The 22,374-nt window shown below is 45.4% G+C and carries 25 protein-coding genes; 18 read left to right on the plus strand and 7 right to left on the minus strand.

From position 1 onward, the window contains the following. Nucleotide 1: 1 nt before the first annotated feature. The 3 genes from CWC33_RS10775 to CWC33_RS10785 all read left to right on the plus strand — a co-directional run bounded on the left by CWC33_RS10775 (nt 2) and on the right by CWC33_RS10785 (nt 3,333). On the plus strand, nt 2-2,053 hold the full coding sequence (locus CWC33_RS10775) for a TonB-dependent receptor (protein ID WP_100691924.1): 2,052 nt from the start codon (nt 2-4) through the stop codon (nt 2,051-2,053). 111 nt (nt 2,054-2,164) lie between these two features. After that, nucleotides 2,165-2,689: a DNA starvation/stationary phase protection protein Dps gene (gene dps / locus CWC33_RS10780; protein WP_100691925.1), complete on the plus strand. Its 525-nt coding sequence runs from the start codon at nt 2,165-2,167 to the stop codon at nt 2,687-2,689. Between the two features lie 86 nt (nt 2,690-2,775). Continuing rightward, entirely contained in the window at nt 2,776-3,333 is a 558-nt protein-coding gene (locus CWC33_RS10785; protein ID WP_232709796.1) for a DUF924 family protein, read from the plus strand. 8 nt (nt 3,334-3,341) lie between these two features. On the opposite strand, the gene CWC33_RS10790 is transcribed toward CWC33_RS10785, so the two are convergent. Then, nucleotides 3,342-3,914, minus strand: a complete 573-nt coding sequence (locus CWC33_RS10790) for a GOLPH3/VPS74 family protein (RefSeq protein WP_232709797.1) — start codon at nt 3,912-3,914, stop codon at nt 3,342-3,344. Then, the gene (locus tag CWC33_RS12780) at nt 3,914-4,036 is read right to left on the minus strand and encodes a hypothetical protein (protein WP_269799251.1); all 123 of its coding nucleotides are present in this window, start codon (nt 4,034-4,036) and stop codon (nt 3,914-3,916) included. The genes CWC33_RS10790 and CWC33_RS12780 overlap by 1 nt, the downstream gene beginning before the upstream one ends. A gap of 584 nt (nt 4,037-4,620) precedes the next feature. Between CWC33_RS12780 and CWC33_RS10795 the strand changes: the two genes are divergently transcribed. The 9 genes from CWC33_RS10795 (at nt 4,621) to CWC33_RS10840 (ending at nt 12,906) form a co-directional block, all read left to right on the plus strand. Continuing rightward, nucleotides 4,621-5,643: a DUF4062 domain-containing protein gene (locus CWC33_RS10795; protein ID WP_100691926.1), complete on the plus strand. Its 1,023-nt coding sequence runs from the start codon at nt 4,621-4,623 to the stop codon at nt 5,641-5,643. Between the two features lie 82 nt (nt 5,644-5,725). Beyond that, nucleotides 5,726-6,718 carry a DUF3644 domain-containing protein gene (locus tag CWC33_RS10800; protein WP_100691927.1) on the plus strand — a complete coding sequence of 331 codons (993 nt, stop codon included), beginning with the start codon at nt 5,726-5,728 and terminating at the stop codon, nt 6,716-6,718. A 55-nt stretch (nt 6,719-6,773) separates the two neighbouring features. After that, a complete protein-coding gene (locus CWC33_RS10805) occupies nt 6,774-7,184 on the plus strand; it encodes a hypothetical protein (protein WP_100691928.1) in 411 nt (136 codons plus the stop codon). Between the two features lie 88 nt (nt 7,185-7,272). Then, on the plus strand, nt 7,273-7,692 hold the full coding sequence (locus CWC33_RS10810; protein ID WP_100691929.1) for a hypothetical protein: 420 nt from the start codon (nt 7,273-7,275) through the stop codon (nt 7,690-7,692). Nucleotides 7,693-7,832: 140 nt separating this feature from the next. Beyond that, on the plus strand, nt 7,833-9,545 hold the full coding sequence (locus CWC33_RS10815) for an AAA family ATPase (RefSeq protein WP_100691930.1): 1,713 nt from the start codon (nt 7,833-7,835) through the stop codon (nt 9,543-9,545). After that, the gene (locus CWC33_RS10820) at nt 9,535-10,395 is read left to right on the plus strand and encodes a hypothetical protein (RefSeq protein ID WP_100691931.1); all 861 of its coding nucleotides are present in this window, start codon (nt 9,535-9,537) and stop codon (nt 10,393-10,395) included. Before CWC33_RS10815 ends, CWC33_RS10820 begins: the two co-directional genes overlap by 11 nt. 127 nt (nt 10,396-10,522) lie before the next feature. Next, nucleotides 10,523-10,741, plus strand: coding sequence for a DUF6500 family protein (locus tag CWC33_RS10825; RefSeq protein ID WP_100691932.1), 219 nt, complete (start codon nt 10,523-10,525; stop codon nt 10,739-10,741). A 512-nt stretch (nt 10,742-11,253) separates the two neighbouring features. After that, nucleotides 11,254-11,553, plus strand: a complete 300-nt coding sequence (locus CWC33_RS10835) for a hypothetical protein (RefSeq protein WP_100691934.1) — start codon at nt 11,254-11,256, stop codon at nt 11,551-11,553. A gap of 147 nt (nt 11,554-11,700) precedes the next feature. Next, a complete protein-coding gene (locus CWC33_RS10840) occupies nt 11,701-12,906 on the plus strand; it encodes an IS256 family transposase (protein ID WP_100691935.1) in 1,206 nt (401 codons plus the stop codon). Nucleotides 12,907-12,981: 75 nt separating this feature from the next. On the opposite strand, the gene CWC33_RS10845 is transcribed toward CWC33_RS10840, so the two are convergent. Then, on the minus strand, nt 12,982-14,391 hold the full coding sequence (locus CWC33_RS10845) for a methyl-accepting chemotaxis protein (protein ID WP_100691936.1): 1,410 nt from the start codon (nt 14,389-14,391) through the stop codon (nt 12,982-12,984). 199 nt (nt 14,392-14,590) lie between these two features. Between CWC33_RS10845 and CWC33_RS12685 the strand changes: the two genes are divergently transcribed. The 3 genes from CWC33_RS12685 to CWC33_RS10855 are packed head-to-tail and all read left to right on the plus strand — an operon-like array spanning nt 14,591 to nt 16,179. Next, nucleotides 14,591-14,737 (plus strand): helix-turn-helix domain-containing protein, encoded by a 147-nt coding sequence (locus CWC33_RS12685; protein ID WP_198511820.1) that lies wholly within the window; start codon nt 14,591-14,593, stop codon nt 14,735-14,737. Continuing rightward, a complete protein-coding gene (locus tag CWC33_RS10850; protein ID WP_198511821.1) occupies nt 14,724-15,011 on the plus strand; it encodes a DUF4870 domain-containing protein in 288 nt (95 codons plus the stop codon). Before CWC33_RS12685 ends, CWC33_RS10850 begins: the two co-directional genes overlap by 14 nt. A gap of 43 nt (nt 15,012-15,054) precedes the next feature. Next, nucleotides 15,055-16,179 carry a serine hydrolase domain-containing protein gene (locus CWC33_RS10855; RefSeq protein ID WP_100691937.1) on the plus strand — a complete coding sequence of 375 codons (1,125 nt, stop codon included), beginning with the start codon at nt 15,055-15,057 and terminating at the stop codon, nt 16,177-16,179. Nucleotides 16,180-16,206: 27 nt separating this feature from the next. Here CWC33_RS10855 and CWC33_RS10860 read toward each other — a convergent pair whose 3' ends face one another. From CWC33_RS10860 to CWC33_RS10875, 4 genes are all read right to left on the minus strand, one after another. After that, nucleotides 16,207-16,902, minus strand: coding sequence for a GOLPH3/VPS74 family protein (locus CWC33_RS10860; protein ID WP_100691938.1), 696 nt, complete (start codon nt 16,900-16,902; stop codon nt 16,207-16,209). Between the two features lie 28 nt (nt 16,903-16,930). Then, on the minus strand, nt 16,931-17,827 hold the full coding sequence (locus tag CWC33_RS10865) for a prolyl oligopeptidase family serine peptidase (RefSeq protein WP_100691939.1): 897 nt from the start codon (nt 17,825-17,827) through the stop codon (nt 16,931-16,933). Between the two features lie 114 nt (nt 17,828-17,941). Next, nucleotides 17,942-18,862: a pirin family protein gene (locus CWC33_RS10870; protein WP_100691940.1), complete on the minus strand. Its 921-nt coding sequence runs from the start codon at nt 18,860-18,862 to the stop codon at nt 17,942-17,944. A 15-nt stretch (nt 18,863-18,877) separates the two neighbouring features. Continuing rightward, nucleotides 18,878-20,017, minus strand: coding sequence for a DEAD/DEAH box helicase (locus CWC33_RS10875; RefSeq protein ID WP_100691941.1), 1,140 nt, complete (start codon nt 20,015-20,017; stop codon nt 18,878-18,880). Nucleotides 20,018-20,380: 363 nt separating this feature from the next. Here CWC33_RS10875 and CWC33_RS10880 point away from each other — a divergent pair, with 363 nt between their 5' ends. The 3 genes from CWC33_RS10880 to CWC33_RS10890 all read left to right on the plus strand — a co-directional run bounded on the left by CWC33_RS10880 (nt 20,381) and on the right by CWC33_RS10890 (nt 22,308). Next, complete coding sequence (locus CWC33_RS10880) at nt 20,381-20,836, plus strand: DUF6998 domain-containing protein (RefSeq protein WP_084342487.1); 456 nt, start codon at nt 20,381-20,383, stop codon at nt 20,834-20,836. Nucleotides 20,837-20,972: 136 nt separating this feature from the next. Beyond that, nucleotides 20,973-21,611, plus strand: a complete 639-nt coding sequence (locus tag CWC33_RS10885) for a hypothetical protein (RefSeq protein WP_100691942.1) — start codon at nt 20,973-20,975, stop codon at nt 21,609-21,611. Next, nucleotides 21,601-22,308 carry a class I SAM-dependent methyltransferase gene (locus tag CWC33_RS10890; protein ID WP_100691943.1) on the plus strand — a complete coding sequence of 236 codons (708 nt, stop codon included), beginning with the start codon at nt 21,601-21,603 and terminating at the stop codon, nt 22,306-22,308. Before CWC33_RS10885 ends, CWC33_RS10890 begins: the two co-directional genes overlap by 11 nt. The last annotated feature ends 66 nt before the right edge of the window (nt 22,309-22,374 follow it).

Consider the following 22,374-nt stretch of genomic DNA (forward strand, 5'->3'; position numbering starts at 1 on the left):
CATGCAAAGCTTTAAACCTTCCTTAATAGCGTTGGTTGTTTCCAGCGCTCTTATTCATTCCGCTACCGTGTCCGCACACGACGGCATTGAACGCGTGTTGGTATCCGGCCACCAGGCCAACTTAGTTGGGCAGGCAATGTCCGCTTCAGAGGGCGTACTGGGACAGGAAGAAATTGAGATTCGGCCCATGTTGCGTACGGGGGAGCTCATGGAGCTGATTCCGGGCATGAGTGCGACCCAACACAGCGGCAGTGGTAAAGCCAATCAATACTTCTTGCGCGGGTTTAATTTGGACCATGGTACAGACTTTGCGACCTACGTGGACGGCATGCCCATCAATATGCCAACCCACGGACACGGTCACGGTTATACCGACATTAACTTTTTGATCCCCGAACTGATTGATCAGGTGGTGTACCAAAAAGGCTCATACTACGGTGACGTTGGCGACTTTTCCGGCGCAGGGAGCGTAGGCTTTAGCACACAAATGAGCCGTAAAAAGGGACTGGCCAAAGTCAGTGTGGGCGAAGACGCCTATCAGCGTATTCTTCTGGCCGATGATGTATCACATGGCAGCCGCAGCAGTACGTTGTATGGCTTAGAGTATCAAACCTACAACGGCCCCTGGACCGATGTAGACGAAGACGTGAACAAATTGAACGCGGTTGCTCGCCACAGCATTCGAACCGACAATGGCTTGCTAACACTGGGCGCTATGGGCTACAAAAATGAATGGAACAGCGCTGATCAAATCCCCGCACGAGCGGTTGAGCAGGGGCAAATTGACGAGCTGGGTTCTATCGACGATACCCTGGGCGGTAAAACTCATCGATACAGCCTGAACGCGATTTATACCACCATGGACTACGCCTTAACGGCGTACGTGATCGACTACGACTTATCGTTGTTTTCTAACTTTACCTATTATCTGGACGATCCGCTGTTAGGCGATCAGTTTGAGCAGGTGGATAATCGCCGGGTTTATGGTGCGTCGGGTAACTGGCATCCCGATAACAACATTACGTTAGGCTTTTCCACGCGATATGACGACATACAGGAAGTCGGGCTCCACACATCGCAAGAGCGCGAACGTCTGGGCACGGTCAGAAACGACGCCGTAAACGAGTGGAACACCGGGGTTTACGCCAGCTACGACTATCAATTGACGGACCGCTTAAGAACCAACGTATCGCTGCGCTACGACTACTTTCACTTTGATGTGGACTCATTGCTTAATACCAACGTTAACGGTGTTAACCTTAACGCCAATAACGGCACTGCATCGGACAGTATCTGGTCGCTGAAAGGTAACGCCAATTATCTGCTGACCGACACCGCGGAGTTGTATTTGTCTGCCGGGCAGGGGTTTCACTCGAACGACGCTCGCGGCACGGTCACACAAGTTGACCCGAACAACGGCGATGCAATAGCACCGGTTGACCCGTTAGTGCGCACCTTTGGTTATGAACTGGGCTTACGCTGGCGTCCGACCACAAGTTTTAACAGCTCGGTGGTATTGTGGTCGCTAGAGCAAGACAGCGAACTGCTGTTTGTCGGCGACGCGGGAAATACCGAAGCCAGCCGGCCGTCAAAGCGCCAGGGCATTGAGTTGGCCGCGTACTACAACATTACGGATACGCTCAGTCTGGATCTCGAATACGCTTACACCAACGCCGAGTTTGATGACGGCAACGCCGCCGAAAAAGACATACCGGGCGCGCTGGAAGACATATTGCAGTTGGGCGTCACCAAACGCTTTAACGACAACTGGTTTTCTACCGTACGGTTGCGTTATCTGGGGGAGCGGCCCCTGGTGGAAGACAACTCAGAACGCTCAGACACCTCCACCGTAGTGAACGTGCTGGTGGGCAAGCAATGGCAAAACTGGTCGATGAATCTGCAAGTGTTGAACCTTTTTGACAGCAACGACCACGATATTGACTACTTTTATGCGTCACGCCTGCCGGGCGAACCGGCTAACGGCGTTGAAGATTTGCACTACCACGTGATGGAACCGCGGACGGTGCGCTTTGAGCTGAGTTACTCGTTTTAGTCCGGTGCTAATTGCTTTCACTGTGCTCGCGTGTGTAAAGAATGTTAAATGGCGATCCATTCTCCGAGAACTGGCGTAAGCTTAAATACAAGTGAGACAGCAGAAGGAATGATGAGCATGAGCGATAAATCACCGAAAGTAGCTGAATTTACTGCACCTGGCGTTGAAAGCGAGTCGGCAAAAAAAGCAATTGAACTGCTGGATCAGCGCTTGGTTGCCTTACTGGATTTGCAACTGACCTTAAAACACGTTCACTGGAACGTAGTAGGGCCAAACTTTATTGGCGTGCATGAAATGCTCGACCCTCAAGTGGACAGCGTACGCGATATGACGGACACCATTGCCGAGCGTATTGCGACCATGGGCGGCGTACCTGTGGGGACACCACAAGCCATTGCTGACCGCCGAAGCTGGGAAGATTATTCCTTAGGCAAAGGGCTAGTGAAAGACCACCTAGTTGCACTGGATAAAGTGTACGACGGCGTGAACAAAGACCACCGAAAAGCGATGGAAACACTGGCGGATCTGGATCCAGTGTCGGAAGATATGCTGACCGGACAACTGGCCGAGCTGGAGCAGTTCCAGTGGTTTGTCCGCGCACACATTGAGTCGTCCTCTGGCGAACTGAAGAGCTAACTCAGCAGTGAATTTATACATTAAAGCCCAACCCGCGTGTTGGGCTTTTTTTATTGCATGATTATAGTATGACGGTGTCCAATAGAATGAGTGAGAATAAACCAATGAAAGCAAACGACATACTGACGTTTTGGTTTGAGGAGTTAACGCCCCGGGACTGGTTTAAAAAGAGCAATACATTGGATAGTCAGATAAAAGAGCGCTTCGCCGATACGCTGGAAGCAGCCAGTCGGGGCGAGTGTTGGCAATGGCGCACAACTGCAAAAGGGCGTTTGGCTGAGATTATTGTGCTTGATCAGTTCTCACGAAATATCTATCGCGACACCCCGCGAGCCTTTTCACAAGACCCAATGGCATTGGTGTTGGCTCAGGAAGCGGTGAAGCACGAAGCGGACAAACACGTTAACGCCGATGAAAAGGCCTTTTTGTACATGCCCTACATGCACAGCGAGTCGCGACTGATTCACGAGCAAGCGATGACTTTGTTTGACCAACCTGGTTTGGAAAACAACTACAAGTACGAAGTGAAGCATAAAGAAATCATCGACCGCTTTGGTCGGTACCCCCATCGCAATGTCGCGATGGGCAGAGAGTCGACCGAGGACGAACCCGAATTTCTAAAACAACCAGGCTCCAGCTTTTAATTAAGCGCTTAACACGAGCCTGAACCAGGAGCTGTCGCGGCGGTAATCGCGGGCATAATAGCTGCAATCATGACTGCGGCCTCAATGGCCTGAACGGCTTCTCTAGCGGCTTTGGAGACAAGCTCACCGTTTTCCAGTTGTTTAATGCGCTGTTTACGCTCTTTCAGTTCTTGTTTGCTGAATACTTGCGGCAAAAGCTTTGCGCTATTGGCCAACGCAACGATGATTGCAACTCGCGGCTCAATGTCTTTGGTGTCACTTAGCACAGCGTCACGCATGTCCTGACGTAGCTCTTGTTCAGGTTTGGGGTTTATTTCCGGGTAAATTTGGCGCTCAAACAGCCAAAGTACCTTTTCCTTTTCATGAGCAACAATGCCGTTGTCAGCAAGTGCCTGAGCGACTTTGTGTTTTAAGTTTTTTATACCACCCAACTTTTGCACCCAGTCTTTCAGTTTGCGCTGGCGTTTCGCGCCCGAAATCATTGTTAACGCGTCATCCAGCAACGCGTCGTGGGTAGCGCGGTCATCGACTACAGCGACTTTGCCTTTATTGTCGCTATCCACTTTTATACGCCCCAACATTAGTAACTCAGCGGCAATGCCCCAGCCGCTGCGTACTCTACGTATGCACCGTTCATGGTGCCTTCTTCTTCGCGGAGCGACAGAAGCATAAGAGCTTCATACAGTTTTAGAGAGTTGGACATAAGTGCTCCTGTTAAATAAACGTTAACTTTCTGGTAGAGTAAATAGTAAGCGTTTTTAGTTAGGGCAAGCAAGTTTTAGGGGCTCTGTGGGCTAATTAGCATATAATTTCTGTCGCAAAGCGACAGCATATGTTACCAGCCAAAATACCGGCACGCTTTAATGGGAGTAGGTTTCGTATAGGCCTGACATGTGACGACCGCTAGAATGTCGGGGGACACAGCTCAAGACCAGATTAAGTCGTTTAGTAACGCGCAACCTAATAATGATAAGAGGGAATATTTTATTCCAGATGTACGTGGCTCAGTAAGGCGTCATTCCTGACTCGTGTTTTCTGAAGGCATTGCGCGCTTTGATATTGTTTTATGCCATTAACTTGTTTAATGTCAGTATCATAACGAAAAATTAAAGTGTGATATTGCGCATTCGCCGGAATGAAAATGAGCATGCTCGAATTCTTTTTCAGGATTCTGTTTTGAGATAAAGAAAAACACTGGTTATCAGCTGGTTAAAGCGATATGGGTGCTTTTGGGGCGATACGGAGTGCGCATGCGCAGTATACAAAGGTTAGATTTAAGAGAATCGAATGGATAAAAAGTATCAAGTATTCGTAAGTTCAACATATGTTGATCTTTTAGAAGAAAGAAAGGAAGTGATTCAGGCTTTGTTGGAACTAGATTGCATTCCAATAGGTATGGAGTTATTCCCGGCATCCGATGATGATCAGTGGACTTTTATTAAATCTGTTATTGATGATTGTGATTACTACGTCTTGGTTCTAGCTGGCAGGTATGGGTCTTGCTCTGAATCAGGAATAGGTTATACCGAAATGGAGTATAGATATGCGCTGGAATCAGGAAAGCCTGTAATTGCATTCTTGCATAAAGACCCAAGGTCTATTCCTGCTAAGTTTACTGAAACTGAACCTGAATTAAATAAAAAACTGGAATCATTTAGAGGTCTTGCTCAAAAGAAATTATGCAAGTTTTGGGAAACTCCCGCTGAGCTAGCAGGTATTGTTGGAAGAAGCATTGTGCAACTCAAAAAGCGATCTCCGGCAGTTGGTTGGGTTAAAGCAGATCTCGTTCCAAGCGAAGATTCAGCGCAGGAGATCCTGAGACTTAAAAATGAAATCGAACGTCTTAAAGAAGAACTGGAAAACACGTCTACAGCTGGAGTTAATACTGAGGAGCTGTCACAAGGTGATGAACGTTTTGAGTTCGAATATATCGGGAAAGCAAAAATTGATTATTTTGATTGGCATGAAGCAAAGTTAACGGCAGCTGTGCCCTGGAATACAATTTTTGGGGCGCTAGCTCCGCTTATGGCTGATGAGTCTGATGAGCAATCGCTTCAATCTCGATTTAGACAGCTGATAGTTAAAACTGAAGAAGATAATATGCGACCTCTGCAGGGGTTTGGTCAACGAGAACTTTCGGCCACATTCGAGCATGATGTCTTCGACACTATAATTGTACAATTTCGTGCTCTGGGACTTATACAGAAAAGCAAGAGAAACAGAAGCGTCAAGGATAAGAGAACATACTGGTGTCTTACCGAAAAAGGCGACAATCTTCTTGTCGGTTTGAAGGCGATAAGAAAAATCTAACAAGCGCATGTTGTCGGACTGGTTTTCCGCTGCGCTCCAAACCAGCCGCAAATGCGAGCGTTAACTTACCCAAGGGAGCTCCATGAAGTCTCGATCTCGCTTAATGCTTGAAAAATCTATCGCAGCAATGCTGTCTGCAATAGAGATATACAATAAACCTGACTTCAAGTATCGCGAGGAGACTTTTTCTGTGCTGTGCATTAACTCTTGGGAGTTATTGTTAAAAGCAAAAGTTCTCAATTTGGCCAGTAATAAAGTGGCTTCACTTTATGCAATGGAATATAGAACCTTAAAAAGTGGAAAGAAATCTACGGTTAAGAGGCCAAAAACTAATCGATCCGGAAACCCTCTTTCAATTAATCTTTTTGAAGCCTATCGGATCGCTACCGAGGATTATGGCGTTAAGATAGACAAAGCGGTATATGACAATTTGGTCGCGCTTACTGAAATTAGGGATAATTCAATACATTTTGTGAATGATGACTTGCTCTTGTCCCTGAAGATTCAGGAGCTAGGCAGTGCATCACTGCAAAACTACCTCCACCTTGTATCTAGTTGGTTTGGTGATGTCCTATCAGGATATAATTTTTACCTCATGCCACTGTCTTTCTTTCGAAACTTCAATGAAGCCCCCGGTGTTTCGCTCAACTCAAATGAACGTAAAGTTCTAGAGTACATAAAAAAGTCAGAAGAGGGGTATGATAGCAGCGAAGATGTTGGCGATTACAACTTGACTCTGAGAATTGATGTTAAATTCCAGAAAGTTAAGAGCACGTCTGGTTTGCCTGTTCAGGTCACTAATGATTCAAGTGCCACCGCAGTATATTTGTCAGAAGAAGATTTTGCGGATAAGTATCCGTGGGATTACGATATCCTTAGTACGCGGTTGTCCAAGCGATATTCTGATTTCAAGATGAACGCCAAATATCACAGAATCAGAAAAAAATTGGAAGGAGATAAGAAATTTGCGTACGAGCGACTTCTGAACCCTAAGAATCCTAATGGTGGAAAAAAGACATTTTATAACCCGAATATTCAGAAAGAGTTCGATAAACATTATACAAAGATAAGTTAACAAGGCATTGCAGCGGACAAGCCGCTGAATGCGGCGTTAAATATAAGGAGATCGAATGGAAAGCTTAGGTATAGTTGAAGTTGTATCTTTAATAGCGAGTCTAGCATCTTTGATTCTGGCAATGGTTGCTATTCATGCAGCTAGAAGTTCAGAGAAAGAAGTGAGAGATAACTTCGAAAAAACTCAGAAAATGATGGTCGACTATGAGTCCAGAATAAAAGACGTTCTCTCTGAGATTGATAAAAAGTCTGCGATTATTGAAAAGACGGTTTCCGAGTCTCAGAAAGACTTAATGGCTACAATGACTAATATCATCAATGAAACTGTTATTCCTAAAAAGGAAGATATGGGGGAGCAGTTTGCAATGATGTTTGCGCAGCAGCTTTTAACTAACCCCGAGCAAGCTAGTGGTATGATGGGGGCGCTGCAGCCATTTATTGATATGGCACAAAAGGAAGGGAAATAATATATTTAACAAACTGCTGCACACGGAAAAATTACTCGCTACGCTCCTAATTTTCCGGTGAGCAGGGCGTTAGTTTATCAGGTGATATATGGACTTTTTGAGTTTAACTATAGGTTTTCTTGTTGGCACAGCTACTGGTGCAGCAGGAACTTATTTTGGTAATAAATATACTGATATTCGTAAAGCTAAAGAGTACAAAACAGTTGAAGAGTTATTCTATAAAAAGCTTTGGAGTGAGCACGAGAAATTACTTTCTGAAATGAAATCTGATTTAACTAACCCTGATTTTAGTTATCATCGAGAGTTCTATGTATTGAGCAAAAGCTGGATGTTTAATGCTTCTGGACCACACTTGTCATATTATCTGGAAGACCATGATTCACTTGAGCAACAGTTAAAATCATTGGTTGGTAAAGGGCTAATTGTTGATGTCACTGAGTTTGGTAAAAGCGTAACAAAATATCAGTTTACAGATAAATTTGTTGAGCACTTAAAAGTCGTAAACTAACAAGTTGCTTAATTTCGTTCCGGCCACAAAAAGCGTGGCCTCCACTGGACTGCCTACGCTGCGCTGCGGCAGCCAATTAGCAAAGCGTTATGCACGCATGCGTTGCGTTTTTGTGAACTCGTAAAAGGAATAACCTATAAATGAAAGTGTTTTATCAGAAAGGGAGTAATTGGCGCGCAACGCCAGCCAAACTACCATCTGAAAATACCATGCTTTCTTTATCGTTCAATAATTGGGACGACTATGGGATAAGTACTACCCTTAACGCAGTATTGTACGTTGATGGAGAGAGCTTTTTTGAATTTGGCCTAAAGCTCCTAATTGAAAATGATATTTACTCTCCAAAGAAGCTAAACGAGCTATGCGAGGGTGGCTGGGATGGATTTTTTCCTATTCCGGAACTTAACTACGTATCGGTCCCAAGTGATATTGACTTTTATAACGCATTAATCGCTAAAGTAGGCTTTGATGAAGCTAAAGATGTTCTCAATGCTATAAGAGATGCAGGCTATTTTGAGAATATATTAGGGGATCAAAAAGCAATTGATTTGATTAAGCACGATGATTTTTCCACTTCACCTCTCAGGGAGGCCGGAGCAAGAAAGGCTTATGAAGACGGCTGGAAGCTGTTTAGCGATGAACAGTCAAGTATAAAAGATTTCACACTCAATACTATAAAAAAAGATGGTTTGGTTGAGCCAATTCGTTTCAATTTTAATTCTAAATTACTTCCTTATGACATTAATGTACTAATTGGTGAGAATGGGATAGGGAAGTCCTATACATTGAAGTCCTTGGTCGAATACTGGCTGGGTGTGGATCGGGGAAGCAAGGTTGCACTTGACGGGATACAGCATGAACCATTTGACCATTATCCAAATATTTCTAAGCTGATTCTCATATCATATAGCCCGTTTGAAGAGTTTACTATTGATTTATCTGAGACCACTCTGAAGGATAAAGATGCTTATAGATACTTTGGTTTTCGTAGGATCGTTGAAAGCTCAGATGGTCATCAAAGGATAGGTATTAGTAGGAACCTGCCAGCAAGCGATTCTGTATCGTCAATTTTAAAGTCACTCTATGATGATATGAAGTTTGGTGAGTTGCCTAGCTGGACAAATAAGTTCGAAACTATACTTTCTGTCCTTATGTCAGCCATCGAATTCGATTTCATAGCATTTGAAATTGTCGAGGGTGTTGATATATTTGATCAGATACCGGATTTCTCCGAATTTATAGTTGGTGAAGATAATAGGTATCTAAGGATTGATGAGAGTGTAATTCGGACGATAGATGAGTGGAAAATTGAACTAAAGGATTGCATTAAATTCGAATCTGGTGCTGTTTTTATCGGGGATGATAAGGCGATTGAGATCAGCTCTGGACAAAGGCTGTTCTGCTACATTGTGGTTAATGTTGTTGGGCAAATAAGGAAAGACAGCTTGGTTGTCATTGATGAGCCTGAACTTTTCTTGCATCCCGCACTTGAAATTGAGTTTGTTGAGCTGCTTAAAAGGGTTCTGAAAGCCTTCACATCTAAAGCAATTTTGGCTACTCATTCTTTAGCTATCACTAGAGAGGTCCCAGCCAAGTGTGTACACGTCTACCGAAAACAAAATGATACAGTTGAAGTAGAGTATCCTCCCTTTGAAACGTTTGGTGGGGATATGCAAAGAATTTCATCATACGTTTTTGGTGATAACTCTATTACGAAGCCGTTCGATAGCTGGCTGCAAGAGCAGCTGGCCATCTATGCAGACCCCCAAGATATTATTGATCAACTTGGGGATGAGATTAATGAGGAAATGTTGATAAAACTGATTAACTCAAGGAAGTCTGATGGTATCTAAAGTTCGGCTTCCCGAAGAGGACTCCCTAGAAATTTTGAGAGATATAATAAATGAAAGGCATAGATATAGGTCCTTCTACGATCGGATTACGAATGACCTTATATCTCAAGCAGAGATGTTCATAGAGCATAACGGTAACCCGTTAATGCTTACTCCACTTGACTTAAAAAACTATACAGATTCTGAAGAAGAGGCTAATCAACGTAAGAAATCCTTGATTGGTCTATACACTCCTAAGGACGAAAAGCTACCCTTCCTGCAGCTGGAGGCCATGAGGAAACGTAACGGGCTAGTTGTTTGCCCAAGCTGTGGGGAACCTGGAAGGCCGAGAACTCTAGATCATTATCTTCCTAAAGACGTATTTCCTGAGCTTTCAGTTTTGCTGTTGAACTTAACGCCAATGTGTGACTGGTGCCAAGGAGAGAAACTAACAGACTATATTACTGAGGACGGTCAGAAGAGATACATTCATCCTTATTTTGATGACGTGGACAGACCTTTGTTTTCAATAACATTCATTCCCCCATTTGCTACTCCTTCAATAGATATCGCTGTCAGTGAAGAAATATCAGAAGAACTAAGCTTACTTGTTAAGTCGCATTTAGAAGGAATCGATTTTCTCACTCGTTTTAAAGAGTACTTTAGGACTAGGTATATAAGTGTTCTACGTAGAGCTAAAGCCTGCCGGCAGGATGAAAGCAAAAAAATACGGGAGTTATTAACCCTTTTTATAGAAATGGAAGAGGAAAAGTCTATTAACTCATGGGATGCTGTACTATACAGATCTATTATTGAAAATGATGAGTTGATGGAGTACCTAGAGAATAGCGTACTGCCTGACAACTTATAGACTACGGTTTAGCCGTGCATAACAAGGCCAGGCACGGCGACGTCTTTTCCGTTGCGGCTTCGCCTCCACTACAAAGCCGCGCATGCTGGCTGGCGTTATGTGATCAGCCCAACGAAGGAATACTGCTTTGCGGAAAGAACTTAGAGAAAAGATTATCGAAGTATGTGATCTAAAAATAGAGAAAAAAGGCGCGGCGGTGGGGCTTTCGTTTTACGCATTTTTTAAGAACAAAAACGATCAGCCGGAGGTTCTCATGGAAGCGGCTCGGTGGTGGATAGAAACTCATAAATTGGATCACTTCGAAAAAGCAATAAAGATCAAAGATATGGTCAAAGCCGGTGTTTAGCTTTGGCTTCACATCACATAACAAACGGCTGTTGTCACCCCTTCTGGGCTGGGACGGCCTTTTCGCCGCTGCGCGGCTACAAGTCCGCCCCAAAGCCGGGCGTTATGTGCTGTAACTGTTAAATTCTGTGCAAGGAAAAGGCATGCGAACTTTATTTGTGACAATTTTAGCGATAGCGGCAGTAGGTGTTGCATATCAGTTTATTCCTTCGGTACTGGTTACAACTGGTTTGGAGACGAACCTCTTCGCTTGGGTATGTATGCTGATTGGCGCAGTCCTAGGAGGACTACTAATTTGGTTGGGCATAATCAACGCGAGAAAGGTTGATACTGGTCAGTAATATGACAAAACACCGGTTCGAGAATGCCATGCGGCAGAGAAATTGTTATACCGTAGCATTATGCACATAACAAGACGCAGCAGCACGCACCTACGGTGCTGGGCGTTAGCTGGTTGTTGCACCTAATTTAGATCGCTATAAGTTTCAAATATGAATCCAAAGGAGTGAAAATATGCAGGAAAAAATCATAAAATCTTCGGTTACGACAATTCAAAATGGTGCTGCACGAGCCGACGGAAAGCTTTATGTAACTGAAAATAATATTAATTTTGACCCCTATAATAAGGAATTAGGGCTTGGTCCATATGAGCTGAAGCGCAGAGAAGTTTCAAAGGTAGAAAAGTGTTTGGGCAAGGGAGGAGGTATCTTTCCTGTAACATCAGACGCGATACAAATTACGCTTGTTGATGGCAGCGAGTATCAATTTATTTTGTCTAATCCAAAAGAGTGGTTAAGTCTGCTAAGTAATTAATCAGCTAGCAAAGCGCTCAAACGAAAAGTTACAGCTGGCTAGCGCTTCGCGCAGTTTAGCCTAACTGTATTTTTACGCTAAGCTTAGGAGAGTGTAAAAATATCTGTGTAAATGGCATTCTTAGCAATATGGAAGAAGGATATCAGAATGCCAATATCAGACAAACTCATCGACCAGCTGCTTGATGGCTGTGACTCACCCGACGACATTTTAGGCGAAGCCGGGCTGCTCAAGCAGCTTACCAAGAAGGTGGCTGAGCGCGCGTTAGAAGCCGAGATGGAAGCCCACTTAGGCTACGCCCCAAATGATGCGGCTGGCAATAACAGCGGCAATTCCCGTAACGGCAAAACCAAGAAGGCCGTTCGTAGCACCAACGGTGACGTCCAGCTAGATATTCCCCGTGACCGCAACGGTAGCTTTGAGCCTAAGCTGGTTCGTAAAGGCGAACGCCAGCTTAACGGATTCGATGAGCGCATCGTCGCGCTATATGCCAGAGGCATGACCACCCGGGATATCCAAGCTTACCTTGAAGAAGCTTACGGCGTTGAAGCATCCCCTACATTCATATCTCAGGTTACAAACGAGGTCATGGACGAAGTCAAAGCCTGGCAACATCGACCACTGGCAAAGCTTTACCCGGTCGTTTACCTCGATTGTCTGGTGGTTCGTAGCCGTGACTCCGGCGTTGTTCAAAATAAGTCAGTCTACCTGGCGTTGGGCATTAATACCGACGGTGAAAAAGAGCTACTCGGCCTGTGGATGGCTCAAACCGAAGGCGCTAAATTCTGGTTATCCGTGATGAACGAGCTTAAAAATCGTGGCGTCGATGACATCTTTATCGCCTGTTGCGATGGGCTCAAAGGCTTCCCGGAAGCCATTGAAGCGGTTTACCCGAAGACTCAGGTGCAGCTGTGCATTGTGCATCAAATTCGCCACTCTCTGCGTTACGTAAACTGGAAGCAACGCAAGACCATCGCAGCTGACTTAAAGCTAATTTACGGCGCTGCCACTCGCGCTGCAGCAGAGCAGGCGCTGGAAGCGTTCGCTGAAAAGTGGGATGAAGAGCATCCGCCCATCAGCCGCTCATGGCGGACAAACTGGGAACGCTTAAGCGTATTCTTCGAATACCCGGCGGAGATACGTAAGGCTATCTACACCACCAACGCCATCGAATCACTGAACGCGTCATTGCGTAAAATTACCAAGACTCGCCGGTCGTTCCCGAATGATGAGGCCATCATGAAGGTATTGTACTTAGCCTTGCATCAGGCATCGAAAAAGTGGACGATGCCCATACGCAACTGGAAACCGGCGATGGCGCAATTCGAGATCATGTACCAGGATCGAATTTAACAGTGCAAACCGCCATTTACACAAAATCTTTTACAGTCTCGCGCACATAGAATCGTCCTCTGGAGAACTGAAAAGCTAATCTTCCTCAAAGGCTTCAACCAGCGATCGAAACTCGCGCAAGCGGGTTTTAATCGCTTTAACTTCACCTTCTGTATCACGGGTGAGTCTATTTGCACTGCGCACGTTGTCGTTGATGGACATCATGCTGTCTTTCACTTCGGAAACCGCACTGGTATGTTCTTCAGCGGCAACGGCAATTTGCGTCATTCGATCATTGATTCCCGTTACGGCTTCCGTCACTTCGTAGACCTGTTGCTCAGATTTTCGGCCTAGTTCTCCGCATTCCTCAGCCAAATCTCGTTGTTCGTACATTTTATTACGCCAAGTGGTCATTGATTGCGTCATACGGTTGACCGTCTCTTCAATTTGATCGACAGCTTGCTGTGTCTTCTGAGAAAGGGCGCGCACTTCATCGGCGACAACGGAAAATCCACGACCATGTTCACCGGCTCTGGCACTTTCAATAGCAGCATTTAATGCCAACAGGTTCGTTTGCTCAGCGATAGCATCAATCTTCTCACTGACCTCTTTTACTGAATCGGCATTACGAGAGAGTTGTTCAGTTTGCTTAGCACTCTCGTTAACGACATTCACCAACTGAGTAATTTTCTTGCTACTGTCAGCGATAAAGTCGGCTGCACTTTTTGTTTGGTCGCTAACATCATTGCACGCACTTGAAGAGTCATTTGCGTTGCGGGCAATTTCATCAACGGTCTGTCCCATTTCTTCCATAGAAGCAGCAATTTGCTCAATATCCTCAACCGTCTGTTCGGTGGCGTCGGCAGTTTTTGACGCGTTTTCAGATGTTGAATTAACGGCTTCCGCTAACACGTCGTTACCTTCCCCCAAGCGGGTGGTAAGCGCCAGCAATGATGATTCGCGTAGTGCAAGCTCATACATTGCTTTGCCCATGGGAGACCCGTCTCCAAATATGCGGTGTTGAGTTTTTGCGGTTGAACCATCGGCGTTAGCCAACTCTTTAGCCCATTTGCGCTTATTACGCCAATGATTAAAGGGCTTGGTTAACCAATTAAACCAACCGCCTTGACGCTCATAGACTCGCTTAGCTGCTTGCTCGTAGTGACTGTCGGCCTGATGCATGAGCCACTGACTACCCGTAATTTTCCCGCGACGAAATATCCCACGTACAATCACATCAAACCAAACGGTTCCGCGATTTGGCACAACAAAAGGCACAATGCCTCTCCACGGCATTTCACGCTTAAGTGACGTATTGACTTCTTTAATGACTTTGTCGGGTAAGGCATCATTATCAACAAGCGCATCAAGTGGCTGCTGTAGTAGATCGTCTTTTTCCTTTTGCATTAAGCCTTGCATATTATTCGGGCAATAAGAAACTCGCTGGTTCTCGTTAAGGCTAAAGACGAACAGTGTGTCTGCATTCCAAGTAAAGCTGCCGTTCATAATGGAACCTCCATTGATGCGAATACTTTATTGGCTTAACTATAAACAGTAGAAGTTTAGTGCTATTTTTCAAATAATACGTTGCTTGTCGTCTGTCTCCCTAAATGACAGCAACATGACATGGCAATGTCGTAACAATGTCCGGTCTTTCTAAGTAAAGTTTTACCCGAACTATCGGGCAAGAGAGCTGAATACAATAATGAAAAGTACCCAATTTGCAGAACGCTTAACTTATCAACGTAAGCTGAAAGGGTTTTCGCAGGAACAACTCGCGGATAGAACAAAGGTAACGGTTCGGACTATCCAGCGCATCGCCATTTATTGGCTTTCTGATGCCATTTCTTAATATCTTGTGCCCGCTGTTCATCTGGATTCACAAACGTGAAGACAACCCACTTTATGACGCTCATGGTCGCGCGGTTATTAACTTTCAGATAACCATGACACTCATATACGCACTTGCATTTATTGCATTGCTTAGTGTCGAAGGTTTTGGCTTTTTATTCTTTATTGCCGTTATTCCTTATACCGCCATAGTAATGCTGGCTAACGTTATTGCTGTGATAAAAGCACAGAAATACTTTTACCCCAGTATTCCTTTTCTCGGCAAGCGCGGCTGAGCGCCAAACCTCTCATTTAAAGTTACTTAATAAAGGAACCATCATGAAAGCAATAATTTATTATTTGCTGCTGGTGACGCTTGCCTGTTTTTCAGCAAGTGAAACGCTAGCACAGTTTCAGGTTACGAACGAAAAAAAGCAGGCATTTCAGGCTTACCTAAAAGAATTTAGAAAAGAAAACCTTATCCCGAGCTTGTCCGTTGCGGTAGTAAAAAACGGTGAAATTATTATGCTCGAGAGCATTGGTTTTCAGGATCATGACGCCGAAGAGCCAACAACGGAAGATACCTCGTATCTTGCCGCATCCATTACAAAGACATTCACTGGCGCAACTTTGTTGGCTATGGAAGCTGATGGACACATCGATCTCGATGCCGACTTTACCACCTTAAGTGACTGGGACAGACGTTGTCACTGGTTAACAACAAGCGGCAATATATTTGGTGGTGGAACGTTGGATAACGGTTACCAGGTGCCTGACTTACAGTGCGACCAAGTCATTACGTTGCGTCATGTACTTCAACACCAGGTACAGGGCGAGCCAGGCACGAGCTTTTTCTATAACCCTATTGTGTTTGGTCGGTTGTCTAACTGGGTAGAGGAGAATACGGATAAAAGCTGGCGTTATTGGGTGAATAAATACGTTATTGAAGCGGGAGACTTAGAGGGTATCGCGGCTGGTTGGCGAGACCCTGCTGCTAGTGAGGTACTGACTCATATTGCGCCGCCGTTTCGCCATGCGTCGGAAGAGTCCGACGGGCTGGCTAATTCCGTATTACCGAATACCGAACTCAACGCCAGTTCAGGCATAATCGCCAGTGCAAAAGCGCTTGCTCATTATTCTATCGCTTTGGACGAGGGACGTATCCTACCTAAAGACTTGATGGATAAAATGTGGTCCCCGGCGAGTGACAAAGAGGGGAACCCGATGCCTTATGCCTACGGTTGGTTCGTCCAGAACTGGCAGGGTCATAAATTAGTGTGGCACGGGGGGTGGTGGCCGGATGCTTATGCAGGGCTTCTACTAAAAGTCCCTGACTCTGGGGTAACGTTAGTTGCACTTGGAAACACCGATGGTCTGAGGCACGAAATAAATAGTTTGACTGGCGCACACATTGAGAAGAACCCATTGGCGTTAAGGTTCCTCGAGACATTTGTTGACGACTGAACAAAAAACTCTAGGGTTGCCGATACCTCAGCAACCCCCGGAAGTAGGTGCTGAGGCTGCCGTTATGGCAGGCATAATAGCGGCTATCATGACTGCAGCTTCAATGGCCTGAACGGCTTCTTTGGCGGCTTTAGACACTAGCTCACCATTTTCTAGCTGTTTTATGCGTTGTTTGCGGTCTTTCAGTTCTTGCTTACTGAATACTTGCGGTAATAGCTTGGCGCTATTGGCTAATGCGACGGCAATAGCTACTTTAGGTTGAACTTCATCGGAATCAGTTAGCACTGCATCACGCATGGCCTGACGCAGCTCTTGCTCAGGTTTTGGATTAACCTCCGGGTAAACTTGGCGTTCAAATAGCCACAACACTTTCTCTTTTTCATGAGACACAATGCCATCATCAGCGAGTGCTTGTGCAACTTTATGTTTCAGGTTCTTAATACCGCCAAGCTTGTGGACCCAGTCTTTTAGTTTTCGTGGACGCGTGGCTTCAGTAATCATCGTGAGGGCTTCATCCAACAGTGCGTCGCCAGTAGGGCTGTCATCGAGCACCGCAACTTTATTTTTATTGGCTTCATCAACCTTAATCCGATGCAGCAGCAGTAACTCAGCGGCTATGGCTCCGGAGGTTGCGTATTCCACGTACATACCACTCATGGTGCCTTTTTCTTCGCACAATGCGAGCAGCATAATAGCTTCGTAGAGTTTTAAATTTTCTGGCATGGCGTAACTGTCTTTTTAGATTTCTCGATCATTTAGTATTGATGATATTAGATACACCCTCAACAACATTTTTTAGTTGGGATTGGCCATTTGAATCTCGAAAACCGTGATCAAGTCTGGGCAACATCTTTAGTGTTATATGCGTTGCGCCATTGGAAATAATTCTGTTTATTTCCCGCCGCGTTTGCTCAGGGTCGACACTTTTATCTTCCTGTGACTGTATAACTACTACAGGTGCATCAATGCTTGTTAGGGGCTTGAGTAAGTCTCGCTCTAAGGCATCTTTCCAGTATGCGTAACCGTGTCCGCTGACGTTGGCTGGAAAAGGCTCCTGACTTTGTTTAATTCGCGCCACAAATTGTCGAAATCCGTTTAAAGCTTCATTACGTTGGTCTTCTGGTACAGTCTGTTTAATGCTGAATTCGATATCATGCTGAAAGCTGGAGGAACCCGAGTTTAACGCTAGTACGGGGTGCAAGCCCGAAACTCGTTTGGCTACCGCCAGCGCAATGGAGCCGCCTTCGCTGCCTCCCGCGACTATGACTTTGTCATAGGAATTCTTCAAAGCGTCGATGAGCTGGACTCCGTCATTAATTCGCTGCGCCATTGTGTTGTGTTGAAGGTATTTGGTAGGGCAATCGCCTCGCTCTCCGGAGGAGTAAAGTAAGCTATCGTTAATGCCGTACTTTTCAATCGTTAACAGCGCGGAATCAGGAGCTAGTGCTTGCCAAATAGTCGTAACTGACTCCATGTGACGGACACTGTTACAGTCTGATCCCTGAAAAATCACCAGCAAATTATCGGCAGTGGCGTTATCTAAGTAATATTGAATTTCCGTACCATCATTACGCAGGTATTTTTCGCCAGCTATGGCTGGAGAGGCGCTTAAGATTAGTAAAATTGAAATCAGGAAAGCGATTTTCATTATTTTAAATTGTTATTGAGTATGGCTTATTAGTTGAAAACATTCGAAGAAAGTTCCGCTGACCTTTTGCTGAGATGCGTGGCTCTTAGCTAATAAATTTAGTAATTATCACTTTTAATTTGACTCCGGCAGTGGAATAAACTCCTCAGCATCTCCTGGCACGTCAGGAAACTCCTGCTGTTGCCAGCGCTGTTTGGCCGCATCAATCAATGCTTGATCGGTTGCCACAAAGTTCCACTCCATGAAGCGAGGACCAAGCGAGGCCCCACCTACCAACACAAAGCGAGTGTTAGCCTGTGCGGTCACCTTTATACCCTGCTCTTCATTGAATATCGCCATGTGGTGGTCTGCCAAAGTAAAGTTTTCTATTTTCAGGCTGCCTGCAACGACATAAAGCGCAAGCTCTTCAACCTTGGGAAGCTCGAAACTTATGCCCTCGTTTAAATTCACTTCAACGTACAGGGTCTCAGAAAATGTTTTCACCGGAGAAAGTTCACTAAACGCCTCGCCAATAAGTACTTTTGCGCGCGCACCATCAAACTTCACCGTAGGCAGGTTGTCGCTATTGTAATGATGAAAACTGGGCTCACATTGTTCATGGGCTTGCGGCAGTGCTAACCATAATTGCAAACCATGAGTGCTGTGAGGGTGTTTTGTAATTTTCTCAAGTTGCCGCTCTGAGTGAACAATGCCATGACCAGCAACCATTAAGTTTATGTCACCCGGTTGCACCGCAACATCCGTGCCTAGCGAGTCTTTATGCTGAATTTCACCCTCAAACAAATAAGTAACCGTAGCCAGCCCAATGTGTGGATGAGGGCGCACGTTAATACCGTCACCAGCGGCAAACTCAGCAGGACCCATATGATCAAAGAACACCCAGGGGCCGACTGATTTCATGCCTACCGAAGGTAATATGCGCTTTACCGTAAAACCGCCCAAGCCACGCGATTTAGGGCTAATGACGCGCTTAAGCGCATTGCACCCCGAGACAATTTGGCATTCACTTTCTAACGCTTTGGCTAAGTTACTCATTTTTGGGCTCTCCGTTTATGATTTAACTTTAGCAGAGTCTTCCAAGGTACGCTGTTCAATTGGCTGGCCAATGAGTTTTTCAATGGCCTGCAGAAAGGGAGCGTCCTCCTCTGTAACCAGAGATATAGCATGACCCGTTTGGCCGGCTCTGCCGGTGCGACCAATACGGTGCACGTAGTCTTCTGCGACGTGTGGGAGGTCGTAATTAATCACGTACGGCAGCTTTTCAATATCAATGCCCCGTGAGGCAATGTCAGTGGCGATAAGCACCTGCACTTTGCCACTTTTAAAGTCGGACAACGCTTTCGTGCGGGCACCCTGGCTTTTGGCGCTGTGAATAGCTGCCGCTGAGAAGCCAGCCTTATCCAGCTGTTTGGCTAACCGGTTAGCGCCTTGTTTAGTGCGTGAAAATATAAGCACTTGCGACAAGTCGAGACTTTTAAGTAGTTTTAGTAGCAGCCCCAGTTTTTGGCTTTTTTGTACTTCATATATTGTTTGCTTAATAGGCTCGGCAGTGGCGTTGGGTGGTGCAACCGAAATTTCGACCGGGCTTTTCAGCAAGCTTTTAGCCAGAGAACGAATCTCGTCAGAAAAAGTTGCCGAGAAAAGCAGCGTATGGCGCTTAGCCGGCAGTAACTTAATAATGCTCTTAATGTCCTGAATAAAACCCATGTCGAGCATACGGTCGGCTTCATCCAGCACCAACACCTCTAACTTAGGAAAGCGAACCGCGTTTTGTTTGTATAAGTCCAGAAGGCGTCCCGGTGTTGCGACTAAAATATCCACGCCTTTGCGAAGCTTCATCATTTGCGGGTTAATTTTCACACCACCAAACGCCACCGCGTAATTCAATGGCAGACCCGCACTTAAGTTCGCAACGTTTTCACCCAACTGAGCCGCTAATTCGCGAGTGGGCGTTAAAATAAGCGCTCGCGCTGTGTTTGCCTTGGCACGCTCATTACCTTTCAGAAGCTCTAAAATAGGCGCCGTAAAGGCCGTTGTCTTTCCCGTACCCGTTTGCGCCGCCGCCATGACGTCTTTCCCCGCTAGCAGCAAGGGAATAGCTTCAGTCTGAATGGGCGTAGGTTCGCTATACCCCTGGCGTGCTAGGGCAGTAAGGGTTTCAGGGGAAAGTTTGAGATCAGAAAATGTCATGTGATCGTGCGCAGGTTAATGGTGGTAAGGGGGGATTGTACGTTAGATGCGGGTTATTTGGTACGGCTCTGCCGATTATGACAGGTTGGTTGATTCAGTTGTTTGCGCACATTCTTCAGTGATGTTGCACGGTTTAGCATTGCTTTATGGGATTAACTCTTTTATCGTCAGATATATAACAAAAAATCAAAGTGTGATATTGCGCATTAGATTCAACGAAAGTGAGCATGCTCGAATTGTTTTTCGGGTAAACTTGGATTAAGGGTAAGAATAGTGCTTATTACCAGTGAGTTAAGACGGTTAGGAATGCTGCTTTTGGGGGTTACAAAATGGGCATGCGCAATATATAAATGTTAAATGTCTATGATCGATCACGATAAATTCCGGGCCTTGGTCACGCAGCTCTATGCCACGGTAAATGAGTTGGAGGCCATGTTCCCGGGCAGGCACTTTACCCCGGATGGTCATATGGTTGGCAGTTTGGGTGAATGCCTCGTGGCCGATGCATACAATCTTGAGTTGAAGACAGCGTCCAATAAAGGCTATGACGCTCTCACTGAAACCGGCGTGGAAGTTGAGATCAAAGCTACGCAATCCAACTCTGTTGCATTCCGCAGTCAGCCGCAGCACGCGATTATCATCAAAATCTTGCGTGACGGTACGTTCGAGGAAATTTATAACGGGCCAGGAGCCCTTGTTTGGGAGCAATTCAAAGGTAAACGGCTACCTAGTAATGGCCAGTTTCAAGTCTCTCTCAACAAACTCCGGCAACTCAATCAAACAGTGGCTCAATCGGACCGTGTGCCTAGGGCCATTTAACAAGGCGCAGCAGTACGCGGCCGGTGGCCGCCGGACGCCCTTTACGTGGCTCCTTCGTCGCCACTCCAAGGTCGCCGCTGTGCTTCGGCGTTAGAGCTCACGCAGTCCTGAATAACAGCATTATTAAAGGAGTAAAATGCAAAACCTTGTAAAACATACCCTTTACCTTTTTCTATGTATTACTGGCCTAACGGCTGCTATTACGTTAGCAGGTATTTGCTATGCTTGGTTTTTTGCGGAAGCGAAAGAACTCCCCCATTTGGAATGGCTAATAGGCTCTGTGATTGTAGAGGTGGTCGCGGTGATCCTTATGCTTGCAAAAAAAGGATTGAAATATCTACCTGATACACAGACCGATAAGGAGCCAAAAGACACTCTTAAGTTTATGGAGAGTTTTATTTCTACGGGCACTAGTGCAACTGTCGTGAGTAACCGAGTGTCATGGCTGGCAGGTGACGATAAACTTATATCGATTCTTCAATCAAAAATTGAAAAAGGCACTCGCATTGAAATTATCACTCCAAATGAAGTTCCAGAGGCACTTAGAGAAAAGTTGAATGGCGCATCTTTTATTGTCACAAAAGAAAATGTATCACCGGAAGCTAGATTTACATTAGTGAATGGAGATCGCAGCGGCGCTGAAAAGCTCGCCATTGCTCGTGGAGTTCACCCTGACCACGAGATTACAATCTTTGACAACAATTCTGGCCCCCAAATAATTGCGATGGCGAAGGACATAATTAGAAAATCAAAGGAGTTGGCTAATGCCGAATAGGTGGTGCAATTCGGCGCAAATACGTCGAGAGCAAATTGAGTCAGGTGCAGACTTAACATTCAACGAGGTTTTTAAGCCGCTTTTAATTAGTCGAATTAAGAGCCTTTCACCTAGCAATGTCCTGGAAGTAGGCGCTGGAACTGGTCATATTTCCAAAGAGTTATCTAAATTAGGTTTTTCTGTTACAGCAATAGAGCCATCTGCCGGAATGTATGGGGTCGCAAAAGACGTCTTGTCTTTAACCGATGTAAGATTGTTGAATTGTACTTCACTCGAATTAGAGAAAAACGAACTTTATGAGGTTGCTTTCTCCCATCTTGTTGCACACGTTGTTGATGACCTTAATGAGTTTTTTGAATCAGTCGGGCGTCACCTGAAAACCACCAGTCATTTTATTTTTTCAATCCCTCACCCCTGCTTTTATAATGAATATAAGGGGTTTTTCGGAGATGAATATAATTATATGACTCCAATGACCAAGAGCGTGTCATTTACCATCACTAAAGATTCAAAAAATACGATTAGTGGAGTGCCGTACCATCACAGACCGTTATCAGAGTACATTAATAAGCTGGTTGAGTCTGGTTTCGCTATTGATGGCTTTGACGAAACCTATCCAGAAGAAGATATACAATTAAAATATGGAGCCAAATGGGAGTCGCCGCGATACTGTGTGTTTACCTGTAGAAAGCTCTAACAAGCGCATGTTGTCGGACTGGTTTTCCGCTGCGCTCCAAACCAGCCGCAAATGCGGGCGTTATGT

Origin of the sequence: Idiomarina sp. X4, from assembly GCF_002808045.1 — a bacterium.
In the GTDB taxonomy this organism is placed as follows: domain Bacteria; phylum Pseudomonadota; class Gammaproteobacteria; order Enterobacterales; family Alteromonadaceae; genus Idiomarina.